Source organism: Chungangia koreensis (genome assembly GCF_042651785.1).
GTDB classification, from domain to species: domain Bacteria; phylum Bacillota; class Bacilli; order Bacillales_A; family Planococcaceae; genus Chungangia; species Chungangia koreensis.
This window is the reverse complement of record NZ_JBHSEC010000020.1, coordinates 118,606-132,632: the sequence shown is the minus strand read 5'-3', so window position 1 is coordinate 132,632 and position 14,027 is coordinate 118,606. Positions and strand designations below refer to the sequence as shown.

General features: G+C 34.9%; 10 protein-coding genes. 9 read left to right on the top strand and 1 reads right to left on the bottom strand.

Annotated elements, in window-relative coordinates:
• Both ACFOZY_RS13605 and ACFOZY_RS13600 read left to right on the top strand, forming a co-directional pair.
• Positions 1-936 carry a ring-cleaving dioxygenase gene (locus ACFOZY_RS13605; protein ID WP_378156422.1) on the top strand — a complete coding sequence of 312 codons (936 nt, stop codon included), beginning with the start codon at positions 1-3 and terminating at the stop codon, positions 934-936.
• Positions 937-938: 2 nt separating this feature from the next.
• Complete coding sequence (locus ACFOZY_RS13600) at positions 939-1,541, top strand: alpha/beta hydrolase (protein ID WP_378156420.1); 603 nt, start codon at positions 939-941, stop codon at positions 1,539-1,541.
• 153 nt (positions 1,542-1,694) lie between these two features.
• On the opposite strand, the gene ACFOZY_RS13595 is transcribed toward ACFOZY_RS13600, so the two are convergent.
• Positions 1,695-2,078, bottom strand: a complete 384-nt coding sequence (locus tag ACFOZY_RS13595; protein ID WP_378156418.1) for a hypothetical protein — start codon at positions 2,076-2,078, stop codon at positions 1,695-1,697.
• A 425-nt stretch (positions 2,079-2,503) separates the two neighbouring features.
• Here ACFOZY_RS13595 and ACFOZY_RS13590 point away from each other — a divergent pair, with 425 nt between their 5' ends.
• From ACFOZY_RS13590 to ACFOZY_RS13560, 7 genes are all read left to right on the top strand, one after another.
• Entirely contained in the window at positions 2,504-3,463 is a 960-nt protein-coding gene (locus ACFOZY_RS13590; RefSeq protein ID WP_378156416.1) for an ABC transporter ATP-binding protein, read from the top strand.
• On the top strand, positions 3,456-4,979 hold the full coding sequence (locus ACFOZY_RS13585) for an ABC transporter permease/substrate-binding protein (protein WP_378156414.1): 1,524 nt from the start codon (positions 3,456-3,458) through the stop codon (positions 4,977-4,979). Before ACFOZY_RS13590 ends, ACFOZY_RS13585 begins: the two co-directional genes overlap by 8 nt.
• A gap of 616 nt (positions 4,980-5,595) precedes the next feature.
• Positions 5,596-6,492: a DUF4747 family protein gene (locus ACFOZY_RS13580; protein WP_378156412.1), complete on the top strand. Its 897-nt coding sequence runs from the start codon at positions 5,596-5,598 to the stop codon at positions 6,490-6,492.
• Positions 6,467-7,093 (top strand): hypothetical protein, encoded by a 627-nt coding sequence (locus tag ACFOZY_RS13575; RefSeq protein WP_378156410.1) that lies wholly within the window; start codon positions 6,467-6,469, stop codon positions 7,091-7,093. The genes ACFOZY_RS13580 and ACFOZY_RS13575 overlap by 26 nt, the downstream gene beginning before the upstream one ends.
• A 508-nt stretch (positions 7,094-7,601) precedes the next feature.
• Entirely contained in the window at positions 7,602-10,352 is a 2,751-nt protein-coding gene (locus ACFOZY_RS13570; RefSeq protein ID WP_378156408.1) for a type I restriction-modification system subunit M, read from the top strand.
• On the top strand, positions 10,352-11,557 hold the full coding sequence (locus ACFOZY_RS13565; protein ID WP_378156406.1) for a restriction endonuclease subunit S: 1,206 nt from the start codon (positions 10,352-10,354) through the stop codon (positions 11,555-11,557). The genes ACFOZY_RS13570 and ACFOZY_RS13565 overlap by 1 nt, the downstream gene beginning before the upstream one ends.
• A gap of 18 nt (positions 11,558-11,575) precedes the next feature.
• Positions 11,576-14,027, top strand: a 2,452-nt coding sequence (locus ACFOZY_RS13560; RefSeq protein ID WP_378156404.1) for an HsdR family type I site-specific deoxyribonuclease, incomplete at its 3' end; no start/stop codon positions are given.

Sequence of the window (14,027 nt, the reverse complement as noted above, 5' to 3'; positions counted from 1 at the left end):
ATGACAAAAAGAACAGAAGGAATCCATCATATTACTGCAATTGTCGGTCATCCACAGGAAAACATAGACTTTTATGCAGGCGTTTTAGGACTCAGGTTAGTTAAGAAAACCATTAACTTTGATGATCCTGGTACGTATCATTTGTACTTTGGAGATGAAGGCGGGAACCCAGGGACGATTATTACATTCTTCCCTTGGCCAAATGCTTATAAAGGACGCATTGGCGATGGACAAGTAGGGGTTACATCCTATGCAGTACCAACAGGTGCTTTGCCGTTCTGGGAAGAGCGTTTAGCGAAGTTCAATATTGACTATACAAAAGCTGAACGTTTTGGCGAGTCGTACCTCCAATTCGAAGATACGCACGGTCTCCGTTTGGAATTGGTAGAACGTGAGGAAGGCAAGAAGAGTGACTGGGAATTTGGTGGCATCACTTCTGACGTAGCTATTAAAGGTTTTGGTGGAGCTACCTTATTTACTGCCAAACCAGGAGCTACTGCTCAATTGCTTGAAGAAGATATGGGATTAGATAAGGTTGGTGAAGAAGGAGAAATGATCCGCTTCAAATCCTCTGCCGACATAGGCAATGTGATTGATGTTAAAATTACACCAAATGGCCGTGGAACAATGGGTGTGGGAACAGTCCATCATATCGCTTGGCGTGCGAAGGATGATGAAGACCAACTCGCGTGGAAAGCATATATCGAGGAAAAAGGTTACGGGGTTACACCGGTTCAGGACCGCAGTTATTTCAATGCGATTTACTTCAGAGAGCATGGAGAAATCTTATTTGAAATTGCAACGGATCCTCCAGGTTTTGCTACTGATGAAACAAAAGAAGGACTTGGTACAGATCTTAAACTGCCACAGCAATACGAACAATATCGAGATCAATTGAATGAACGGCTAATTCCAATCAAAGTAAGGGAGTTGTAAGGATGAAACATATTTATCAAAAAGCAGCCAATCCAACTAAACCAACCTTTCTATTACTACATGGAACTGGTGGGAATGAAAATGATTTAATTCCGTTAGCAGGTATGTTGGATGAGGAAGCAGGATTCCTTAGTGTGAGAGGGGAAGTACTGGAAAATGGAATGCCGCGTTTCTTCCGCCGTCTTGCAGAAGGTGTCTTCGATATAGAAGATCTAATCGCCCGTACACAGCAATTAAATGACTTTTTGGATGAGGCAGCACAGGAACACGGATTTGACCGCCAAAATATCATTGCAATCGGATATTCTAATGGAGCAAATATCGCAGCAAGCCTGTTGTTCCATTATGAAAACTCTTTAAAAGCAGCGATCCTTCACCACCCGATGGTGCCAAGACGAGGAATCGAATTGCCTAAATTGAACGACACTCCGGTATTTATCGGGGCTGGAACAAACGATCCGATCTGTTCGCCTGAAGAGTCTACGGAACTTGAAAAACTTCTTTCAGACGCAGGTGCGAAGGTGCGAATTCACTGGGAAAATCGCGGTCACTCATTGACAAGTAGTGAAGTGGCAGCCGCTTCAGAGTGGTACAAAAATATGTAATTTTCGTTGCGTTCTATAGGAATCATCTTATGCAGTGAAACTATGAATAAAGGCGACTCCAATTTTATTAAAGATGGAGTCGCCTTTTTTGTTAAAGCTGAAAAGCAGCGCATAAGCGGTGCAAGAATTATTATAGAAGAGTCTATTAGTGAGTTAGTATGGACGATAGCGATGGTGGTGTCTATGTGGGAATCCAGGACCTCCGAAACCAAGACCAGGGCCATAGCCGAAGCCGGAACCATAACCGCCAACACCTGGTGCACCAAAACCAAGACCAGGACCATAGCCGAAGCCAGAACCATAACCGCCAACACCCGGAGCGCCAAAACCAAGACCAGGACCATAACCGAAGCCAGACCCATAACCGCCGACACCTGGAGCACCGAAACCAAGACCAGGGCCATAGCCGAAACCAGAGCCCCAACCGCCAACACCTGGAGCTCCATAACCCATGCCAGGACCATAACCAAAACCATGCCTATAATCAGATGCTTCAAACCCAAAGTCTGCATCAGATAATTCCATTTCAGGATACATAGTTAAACCTCCCAAATTTAATCACTGCCTAAATAGTATATGTGGGTGTACTCAAAACACCGGTATATATGCCCATCTATAGAAGGATTACTTTGACACAGGCTCATCCTCAGACAGGAAGAAGTCATGAAAATACGATGGTTTGACTCGAAGAAGTAAAAAAGGCTAACTCGTAATGTTTTAAGCGACTCAATCTATTTAGCAGATTTAGTCGCTTTTTTTATTTCTAATAAATATCAATGTGTATGAAATTACCGTGTATCGATATAGGAAACAATGGCAGATGGAGTAGAGAAGGTGTATTAAATGAATCGCATCTTTTGTTGGTATATGATTATGACTAAAGATCATAGCAGCATAATCCAAGAAGGGATAGGCTAATGGAAAATAACAGTATAACCGACATCTAATTGTAGGAGGATAAAATGATCCAATTTGAAAATGTGACCAAACAATATGATGATGGTACGGCTGCCGTTAAGTCATTAAACCTCACCATCCATGAAGGAGAGTTTTTTGTTCTTATTGGACCGAGCGGCAGTGGTAAATCCACAACACTTAAAATGATTAACCGTTTAATCAATAGTTCTGACGGTTCTATTTACATTAATGGCAAAGAAATTAGTGAGTACGATATTCATGAACTAAGGTGGAATATTGGGTATGTGCTTCAGCAGATAGCACTTTTCCCGCATATGACGGTGGAAGAAAATATAGCAGTTGTTCCAGAAATTAAAAAGTGGAGTAAAGATAAAATCTCTCGTAAAGTGGACGAGTTATTAGAGATGGTCGGTTTAGATCCACAAACGTTCAAACATAGAAAGCCGAGTGAATTGTCAGGCGGTCAACAGCAAAGAGTCGGGGTTGTCAGAGCTTTAGCAGCTGACCCAGATATTATTCTAATGGATGAGCCTTTTAGTGCACTCGATCCGATCAGCAGAGAGAAATTGCAAGACGATATTATAAAACTCCAAAAAGCCATCAAGAAAACTATCGTTTTTGTTACACATGATATGCATGAAGCCCTTAAGTTGGGTGATCGGATTTGTATGATGAATGAAGGAGAGATTGTGCAAGTAGGTACCCCGAGCGAGTTGATCTCTCATCCTGCCAATGACTTTGTGCAGGAATTCATAGGGAAAGTGAAACAGGACCAACCTGAATTTAACTTGGAGAATTTGCTGACAAGAAGTACAGAACCCCTCGCAGTGGAAGGATTACCGATGATCCCAATTTCGAGTTCACTCCAACAGACGTTAGAAGCATTATCTGAACGAGATGAAGTAGGGGTGGAAAAAGACGGGGAAGTGGTTGGGCTTTTAAGCAGGCAATCTATGATCCAGCACGTATTACATAACGTGAAAGAAGGTGGAATAAATGAATAGTTTAATTGAAACCTTCTTCAATAGAAAAGAAGATTTGATAGATGGACTCTTTGAACATATCGAAATCGCATTTATCGCCCTATTTTTTGCGTTACTTATTGCCATTCCTCTTGGAATTTACTTGAGTAGAAGAGAAAAAGCTGCGGAGTTTGTCATCGGAATTACAGCTGTCTTCCAGACGATTCCGTCATTAGCTCTATTAGGATTATTAATACCGCTTGTCGGAATCGGAACAATTCCAGCTATTATCGCACTTGTCATTTATGCTCTACTTCCTATTTTGAGAAATATTTATACAGGAATAAAAGAAGTGGATCCAAACTTGATCGAAGCGGCAAAAGGATTAGGGATGAACAACCGACGATTGCTTTTTAAAGTCGAGCTTCCTCTTGCGATGCCGGTCATTATGGCAGGTATTCGAACATCCATGGTTCTGATTATCGGTACAGCAACAATCGCTGCATTAATCGGTGCTGGAGGGTTAGGTGACCTCATTCTCGTTGGCATCAGCAGAAATAATGCAGACCTGATTCTTTTAGGCGCGATTCCTGCAGCTCTTTTAGCGATCTTCTTCGACTTTTTGCTGAAGCAGCTTGAAAAACTATCCTTTAAAAAGTCGTTGATCTCCATTGTTTCGGTAATGGTAGCAGGTTTTTTAGTCATTACAGTTTCTTCTTTCGCGCAGCCAAACAAAGCGGATTTAGTAATCGGCGGTAAATTGGGGTCCGAACCTGAAATCTTAATGAATATGTACAAACTGCTGATCGAAGAGCACTCCTCACTAACGGTTGAGGTGAAACCGAATATGGGCGGGACAACATTCGTCTATAATGCCCTGACGTCAGGCAGTATTGACATCTATCCGGAATTCACGGGGACCGTCATAGTCGATCTCCTAAAAGAACAACCGAACAGCACGGACCGTGAAGAAGTATATAAACAAGCAAAAGAAGGATTAGCAGACAAATTGGACTTAGTATTGCTTGAGCCAATGGAATTTAATAATACGTATGCATTAGCGGTTCCCGCTTCTTTGGCAAAAGAGCATAACTTAAAGACGATTTCAGACTTAAAACCGATAGAGGGAAGCATTCACGCAGGCTTCACACCAGAATTTCCAGAACGTGAAGACGGATATCTCGGAATCCAAGAACTTTATGGTATCGAATTCCCTGAAGTAACCACTATGCAGCCAGAACTGCGATATACTGCAGTTGAGTCAGAAGAAATCAATTTAGTCGATGCCTACTCAACAGATAGTGAACTTCAACGGTATAACTTGACTGTGTTAGAGGATGACCTAAATTTATTCCCTCCATATCAAGGTGCACCTCTGTTGAAGAAAGAGACATTAGAAAAATACCCGGAGTTAGAAGAGATTTTGAATAAACTCTCTGGAAAAATCAGCGATGACGAAATGAGAAAGATGAATTATGAAGTTGCGGTGGAGAAGAAGAGAGCTGAGGATGTAGCGAGAGAGTATTTGGAAAGAAATCAATTACTAAACGATGAATAATCCTTGATCATTAAATAAGTGAATCAGTATTGTTCATGTTCTTTGCCTACTATTTTTATTAAAGTGTTTCTTGAAAGCATAGTAATTAATAACCGGGTGGGAACGGAAGAAGAAGAAAGAGTAGGAAGATCGGATTGATTAGGATTTTAAAGTGAAACGTCGAAGTTTTGGTATCTCATGTATTTCTTCCGTGGCCGTCGTGAACTTGGATTTGCTATATTATCAAGGAATCAGTATCTGCAGAATCGAACGGCTGATTTAAGGGGGAACCGTTAAAAACATTTTAAGATGCAAATAGCGATTGCTGGAATACTACTGATTACAGCTTCCAATGACAAGTGAAAAAAAGTACTAACTTCTGCTTTGCATGCTTGTTTGATGGGTTGCAGTTTCTGGTTGGAGTGTCTAGGCGGAGTTGAGAAAGCCGCAATCGTGCTAACAAGTTTTGCTCTCACCTTACCATTATTGGGAATTAATTCAGTGTATTTGCAGGGGTAAGACATCATTTTTGTCGTTAATTGTCATAAAATGACGAACGATATATCGCATTACAATCTGGAAAAGAGAGGAGTAATGTCGAAATATAAATTAAGACTTGTTACATGGAGGGGTATGGATGGCTACATTTTATACAGCAAAATTTAATTTTAATGAGAAAATACATAAAATAAGAGAAGGTGAAGAAAATTTAGCTGAATTATTAGAAAAGGTATTTACCGGTATAAATCAAGATGCCCGAATTGTTGACGACAAGGATGAAGAAATCACATATAAGTTCATTCAACTTTTTCATGATCAACAAGATTATGTATTAAATGGAACACTGGTGAAATACTATGATGGTATAAACTCGCATTATGACGAAATAGAAGACGATGTAATTGATAATCCTGCAAATAATAAAGCTGATTATGTATCTTTTAGCTTTGATATACATAAAGAAGTAATAGGCTTTGTTCCAAAGCAAACCTTTACAAAGGAATCATTTATAAAGTACTTTACTTTATTGGTTGAAGAGTGTGTACCAGAAGTGGGTAATGTTGTATTAATATTAATTAATGATGCGGGACAGCTTGAGGAAAAATTTAAGCGGATAAAAGTATTAAAAGAAATTGAAGTAAGTTTAATACCTTCTAACAGCGACCAAAAATCTATTGGAGAGCTACTTGAAATTTTAGGCGAAGATGTTAAGGATACAAATGCTCAAAACTTGAAAATGAAGCTAACCGGTACTATTAAAGAACCATTAAAAAAGAATTCAAAATTGATAAATGAATTTATAAGCTTGGCTAAAAAAGCTTATGCAAAAGTAAGAGCTATTGGAAGAGATGATAACGGTAACCCATTTGAAATAGACAGTGAGAAACACACATTATTAAAAAGACCAGTACATAACTCCAATAGAAATTCATTACCTGTTATTGCCGAATTGACAGAGGAGGCAGGTAAAATCTATACGGCTCAAAGAGCCAATGAGGTGATGAGAAATGAACGAGAAGAGGGACGAGAATAAAGAAGATATCCTATCGGTCCTGAAAGATCCAGACTTAAAAAAAGTATTAAATTTTAATCGATTCCATCAATTATTATTTGCTACTAAGAAATACAAGGATTTGATATCTGAAAAAGAAGCTTTTTTCAATTTTCTTTTATCTATAGGTGTGCTTGTATTAGTTCATATCTTTTATAACCAGTCTCGGCAAGACTTTTTTAATTCCGTATTAACATTAATACCTGTTTTTATTGGTGGGATGTTTACAATTTTAGGTCTTTCTCTTGCTGGTTTAGCAATAGTAACTGCAACAATTGGTGAAAAATTTATTACTAAATTAGTTAAGGAAAAGAAACTATATTCATTAATCGATATTATTTTTAGTTTTTATTTTGCAGGCGCAATTATTTCTTTAACAATCATAATTTTATTACTTACATACTTTATTATAATGACGGTGAGTTATTTTAATATTGTATGGTTTTCCGTGGTTAGCTTTATAAATATTTATTTTACATTTTTCAGCTTAATTTATTCTGTAATGCTACTTGGAACGTGTATCAGATTATTATTAGTTAAATATGCTATAGAGAAAAAACTTGGAGAAGAAAATAAAGAATGATTTACATTTCTTTATTTTTAATTAATTTTAGGTTTTATTTTTCCAAACAAACGATAAAGACATATACATTGTAAAAGGGATAATTGTAATGGAGGACTTTACTTTAAGACGTTAACCTATCATAGGGAAATGACGGACAAAAATTTGGATTAGTCCTGGACCGTATAATGTAGGGGGACTAAAAATTATTCTTTGGTTTTTCAAATACAGATATCAATATTTTCGTCTTATTGACTATTAAAGCATAACCTTTCATTTTGAAGGTTTATGCTTTATTTCATTTCTAAATATATTGTAAATGTTTAATAACTGTAGGTATTAGAGGCGTTAGTAAGAATGGGATCCATATATAGATACAACTATTTAGGAATTGTCCACATTTACTAAGCCAATACAAATGATATAGTATTTATATAAAATATGTTTTATATTTTCGTAGGATTGACGAGCTGATGATCGCAAAGAATAGACAGATCACAGATTTCTACAGAAATATTGGAGGGGCAAAATGAATAAAAAACAATTAGCAGCAAAAATTTGGGAATCGGCTAACAATTTACGAGGTAAAATGGAAGCGAACGAATATAAAGACTATATTCTTGGATTCATTTTCTATAAGTTTCTTTCAGATAATGAGATAGCATTTCTTAAAAGAGAACATTACACAGAAGAGGATATAAAAAATCTTACTGAAGATGATAAAGAACAAGTTTCATATATACAAGAAAACCTTGGGTATTTCATTTCTTATGAAAACATGTTTCAATATTGGATTGAATTAGGTGCAGATTTTACAGTTGATAATGTCATTACTGGTTTATCATCATTTAACAAAAATATTGGAAATACTCACAAGAAAGTATTTAAGAATATTCTTAAAACTCTGGATCAAGGAATTACAAACTTGGGTGAAAATGCACAGTCACGTACAAAGGCTATTAGACAATTGATTAGAATAATAAAAGATATCCCTACTGATAATAAATCCTATGATGTATTAGGGTTTGTATACGAATATTTAATTAGTCAGTTTGCATCCAATGCGGGAAAAAAAGCCGGCGAATTTTATACACCGCATGAAGTATCGTTAGTGATGGCAGAGTTAATAGCTCATCATACTAAAATGTTAAGAAAGGATCATATTGATATTTATGATCCAACAAGTGGTTCAGGATCACTCCTTATAAATATAGGTTCATCAGTTGCAAAGCAGATAAAGAATACAAATGCAATTAAATATTATGCTCAGGAACTAAAGGAAAATACTTATAACTTAACACGTATGAACCTGATTATGCGAGGAATAATTCCAGATAATATTATTGCCAGAAATGGAGATACACTCGAAGAAGATTGGCCATACTTTGATGAAAATGAGAATGGGGTCATTGAAGGAACTTATACTACTTTACGTATAGATGCTGTTGTAGCAAATCCTCCATATTCTCAAAGATGGGATGTTGAAGGAAAAGCAAATGATCCACGTTTTAGTGAATATGGTTTAGCTCCAAAGACAAAAGCAGATTATGCTTTCTTACTTCATAATCTATATCATTTAAACCAAGACGGGATAATGACTATTGTTTTACCACATGGAGTGTTGTTTAGGGGTAATGAAGAAGAGAATATTCGTAGGAAATTAATAGAAAATGGGCATATAGATACAATAATTGGGCTTCCAGCAGATATTTTCTATGGAACATCAATTCCTACTATTATTATGATTTTGAAAAAGAATAGAGAGAATAATGATATTTTGTTTGTTGATGCTTCAAAGGGTTTTGAAAAACAAAAAAATCAAAACGTTTTGAGACAAAGAGATATCAAGAAAATCGTTGATACAGTCATAAATAGAACTGAAATAAAAGGATATTCTTATAAAGCTAACTACGAGGAAATTAAGAGAAATGAATACAATTTGAATATCAGGAGATACATAGAATTTAATGAGACCGAAACTATGGATTTATATGCTTCAATTTATGGAGGAATACCCAAAAAAGAACTAAATGTTTCTGATTTAGGTGAACTGTGGGAGACTTTCCCATCCTTGTTTAATACTTTATTTGAAGATAATGGTTCAGATTATGTGAATCTTAGAAGTAATGACTTGAAGTTATTAATAAATGAGAACCATGAAGTTATTAAGCATAAAACACAATTTTCGAATGATTTTGTCGACTATCATGATTATCTACGTAATATATTGATAGACGATATTAGTGCTATTGACTCTTTAAATATACTTGATGAGATTTCAACAAATCTTTTTGAACGTTTAGAAAAGTATAATTTAATAGATAAGTACTATGCATACCAATTTTTGGCTAATTCTTTCGAAACAATATTGGAAGACGTTGAAATGATACAAAGTGAAGGTATTCAGACAATAAAAAGAGTAGATCCGAATTATGTTGAAAAAGTTCGGAAAGGGAAAAAGGTCATTATTCAAGATGGCTGGAAAGGGCACATTTTGCCATTTGAATTAGTTCAAAATGAATTATTAAAAATTGAATTAACGAGGTTAAGCGAAAAAAAACAAGAGCTTACAATTATTGAAGAACATTTAAATGAGATAAAAGAGACATTGTCTGAAGAAGACAATGAATATGATGTATTAAATAGTGATAACTCAAAGTTTGTGAAAAGTGAAGTGAACAAGAAGCTTTCAGAACTTCAAACAGATATTGATCTGCCTCAAAAGAATATTCTTGATGAGTACTTACTGCTTAGTAAAATCGAAAAAGAGCATTTTGTTAAAAGTCATCCTGAAATTGATTGGGGGAAAATGGTTAGAGGTAAAAATGGTTATACAAAAACGGAAATCAATAAGTATTTAAAAATGTTGTTATCTGAATATCGCTTTCCTGAAAATACATTTGCGTCAAAACTTGCAGAAGTTTCAATATTGCTTGATAAGCTAACAATTTTATCTAATGAAATAAAGTTCGAAGAAAATGAACTTCATAAACTTACAAAAGAAACGATAGAATCGCTAACTGATAATGAAGCGTTGCGTTTACTAGATATTAAATGGAACATGCCAATTTTATTAAATATTAAACAACTACTTTTTAATGCGATTAATGATTTGATAAAAAAAATTAACATGTTAAATAATAAATACTCAGACACGCTGGTTACTATTGAAAAAGAAATAAAGTCATCTAACAATAAAATGGTAGAGCTATTGAATGGATTTAAAGGAAGTGACTCAGCATTAAAAGCTCTTGATGAATTGAAGGGGGTACTTGACTAATGTTAGAAAAGAATAAACCTTCATTGAGGTATAAAGAGTTTACTGATCCCTGGGAACAGAAGAAGTTGGGAGAAATTTCTGAAAAAGTAACTGAGAAGAATAAAAACAATTTATACTATGAAACACTAACAAATTCAGCAGAGTTTGGAATAATCAATCAACGAGAATTTTTTGATAAAGATATTTCAAATGAAAAGAGTTTACATGGTTATTATGTAGTACGTCCAGATGATTTTGTTTATAATCCAAGGATTTCTAATCTGGCTCCAGTTGGTCCAATAAATAGAAATAATTTGGGAAGAACAGGTGTAATGTCACCTCTATATTATGTATTTCGGACACATGGTATTGATAAAATATTTTTAGAAAAATACTTTTCATCAAATAAATGGCATAAATTTATGTGGTTGAATGGAGATTCCGGCGCACGCTCTGATAGGTTTTCTATTAAAGATTCTGTCTTTAGAGAAATGCCTATCCCACTTCCTCAAGAAGAAGAACAAATCAAAATTGGTAACTTCCTTAAACAGCTCGATGATATTATCGCAGTTAGTCATCGTAAATATTTAAAGTTGAAACAAATAAAAAAAGCACTACTTATTGATATGTTTCCAAGTGATGGAAGTGATAAACCTAATCTACGATTAAATGGTTTTGAGGACACTTGGAAGATGTGTCAATTGGGGGAATGCTTTAGCGAAAGAAATGAAAGAACATCAGAGGGAGAACTTCTATCAGTAACAATTGATTCGGGTGTTGTTAAAGCAAGTAGTTTAGAACGGAGGGATAGTTCGAGCGAAGATAAATCAAATTATAAAAAAGTTAATGTTGGAGATATAGCATACAATTCAATGAGAATGTGGCAAGGAGCAAGTGGCGTATCAAACTATTCGGGTATTGTTAGTCCTGCCTATACTGTCATTACTCCTAATACAGATATATCTTCTTTGTTTTTTTCCTATCAATTTAAGTTAACAAAAATGATTCAAACTTTTGAGTTTCATTCGCAAGGGTTGACTTCAGATACTTGGAATCTCAAATATCCTACCTTGAAAAATATTGAAGTACTTGTTCCAAGCTATGAAGAGCAAATAAAAATAGGTTCTTTTTTCAAACAGCTTGATGACACTATTTCGCTCCAATATCGTAAATATGAAAAAATAACCAGGATAAAAAAAGCACTAATACAAGACATATTTGTCTGAGTATAGGGGTGGGGTAAAATGGTATTTACAAAAGAAATTGATTTTGAGAATGCTATTGTCGAGTTGTTAAAAAATAAGGGTTGGGATGGTGGTGTTATTGAAAATCCTAGTGAGGCCACTCTAATACAAAACTTGGCAAATATTTTATATAGAAATAATAAAAGTGAAGATCGTCTAAATAAGGTTCCTTTGTCCGACGGGGAAATAGCCCAGGTTGTTGAGCAGATTAGTAATATTTACTCACCAAACCAGGCAAATAAGTGGATAAACGGTGGTTCTATTCAAATTAAAAGAGACATAGATTCTAAGGATATTTTACATCAAGGCAAAGTTGTAAGTCTGAAGCTGTATGACAAAAGAGAAATAGCTGCAGGAAAAAGCCATTATCAAATAGTTCGTCAATCAAAATATTCAAAGAAAATTAATGTCTCAAAAGATAGACGTGCAGATTTATGGTTATTAATAAATGGATTACCAGTGATAAATATTGAATTAAAACGTTCAGGAGAATCAGTTTATAAAGCAACAGAACAAATTAAAAAGTATTATTATGAAGGTGTTTTTTCTGGAATCTTCAATCTGGTACAGATCTTTGTCGCAATGACACCTGAGGAAACTCTTTATTTCGCTAATCCGGGAAGTGTAGATGCCTTTGATGAAAAATACTTCTTTCATTGGGGAGATTTTAAAAACAACCCAGTAAATAATTGGAAAGATATAACTGAAATGTTGCTTTCAATACCTATGGCTCATAGTATGGTAGGTTATTATACCATTGCAGACGATAGTGACGGTAAGTTGAAAATAATGAGAAGTTACCAATACTATGCTGCCAGCACTATTTTTAATCAAATCAAAAAAACTGATTGGTCAGAACCAGAAAAATTAGGTGGTTTTATTTGGCATACTACGGGGTCAGGTAAAACACTTACCAGTTTTAAAGCTGCTCAACTAATTGCAGATTGGGGAAATGCAGATAAGGTAATCTTTTTAATCGACCGAATTGATATTGGTACTCAGTCGTTCGAAAATTTTAAAGGATTTGCGGATGATGAAAATGATGTACAAGACACTCAATCAACATTTGAACTTAAGAAAAAAATGCTTGATACTGATTCTAGTTCTACTTTAATTGTTACCTCACTGCAAAAAATGAGTAGAATTAGTAAGGACGATAAGAATATTGCAGACATGGACAAAATTACTAATAAACGTATAGTTTTTATTGTAGACGAAGCCCACCGTTCAACATTTGGAGAAATGCTTGTTGACATAAAAAAAAGATTCACTCGATCTGTCTTTTTTGGTTTTACTGGAACGCCAATAATGGTAGAAAATGAGAAAAACGGAAATACAACCTCGGATATATTTGGTTCTGAATTGCATCGCTACTCTTTAGCCGATGGCATTCGTGATAAAAATGTCTTAGGATTTCAAATTGATCAAGTCCCAACCTTTTCAGACGATGATATTCGTTTAGCTGTTTCGTTGGAAAAAGCAGGTGCTAAAGATATATCTGAAGTTTATGACGATGTAATGAAAAAGAAAGTCTTTAATTATTATATGAATCCTGTTGAAGTGAAGATGGCGGGAGAGATTGTAAATGGAAGATATAAAAAAGGTATAGAAGATTATTTAAGTTCATCACAATTCCGGGAAAAAGAAGAACATTTTGATGTGGTGCTTGCTGACATTGCTAAACAATTTGAATTACTATCCATGGGAGGTAAATATCATGCAATTTTAGCGACTTCTTCAATAACAACTGCAATAAAATATTACAAAAAAGCAAAAGAAAAATATCCATATATTAAATGGGCAGCTGTTTTTGATTCTGATGATTCAAATAGTCCTACATCTCTATCAAAGATTAAAGGTCTCTATGAGATTATAGAAGATTATAATGAACGATATGATCAATTGTTTACAACTGAAGATAAGTCATTTAAGCAGTATAAAAGGGATATAGCTAATAGATTAGCACATAAGAAGCCTTATCAAAACATAAAACCTGAACAACAAATAGACGTTATAATTGTCGTTCGACAACTTTTAACGGGATTCGACTCTAAATGGATTAATACTATTTATCTTGATAAAACGCTTGAGTATGCAGATATTATTCAAACCTTTTCTCGGACTAATCGTTTACAAGGAACTGACAAGCCATTTGGAAATATTCGTTATTATCAACGAATACATACGATGAAAAATAAAATTGACAAGGCAATTGAAATGTATTCGGGTAATCGTCCTGATTTACTTTATGTACCAAAACTTGGTTTAAATGTGGAAAACATGAATATGAAATATAAGGAAATAGAATTACTATTTCGCGCTAATAGTATTATTAATTTCGAAAGACTTCCTTCTGATGAATCAAGTATTAATCAATTTGCAAAACTTTTTAACGAACTTAATGATATCCATACTGCAGCCATACTACAAGGCTTTATATGGGAAAAAAAAG

Coding starts and splice junctions, on each gene's coding strand:
- ACFOZY_RS13605 (WP_378156422.1), top strand. CDS start 1: ATGACAAAAAGAACAGAAGGAATCCATCATATTACTGCAATTGTCGGT.
- ACFOZY_RS13600 (WP_378156420.1), top strand. CDS start 939: ATGAAACATATTTATCAAAAAGCAGCCAATCCAACTAAACCAACCTTT.
- ACFOZY_RS13595 (WP_378156418.1), bottom strand. CDS start 2,078: ATGTATCCTGAAATGGAATTATCTGATGCAGACTTTGGGTTTGAAGCA.
- ACFOZY_RS13590 (WP_378156416.1), top strand. CDS start 2,504: ATGATCCAATTTGAAAATGTGACCAAACAATATGATGATGGTACGGCT.
- ACFOZY_RS13585 (WP_378156414.1), top strand. CDS start 3,456: ATGAATAGTTTAATTGAAACCTTCTTCAATAGAAAAGAAGATTTGATA.
- ACFOZY_RS13580 (WP_378156412.1), top strand. CDS start 5,596: ATGGCTACATTTTATACAGCAAAATTTAATTTTAATGAGAAAATACAT.
- ACFOZY_RS13575 (WP_378156410.1), top strand. CDS start 6,467: ATGAACGAGAAGAGGGACGAGAATAAAGAAGATATCCTATCGGTCCTG.
- ACFOZY_RS13570 (WP_378156408.1), top strand. CDS start 7,602: ATGAATAAAAAACAATTAGCAGCAAAAATTTGGGAATCGGCTAACAAT.
- ACFOZY_RS13565 (WP_378156406.1), top strand. CDS start 10,352: ATGTTAGAAAAGAATAAACCTTCATTGAGGTATAAAGAGTTTACTGAT.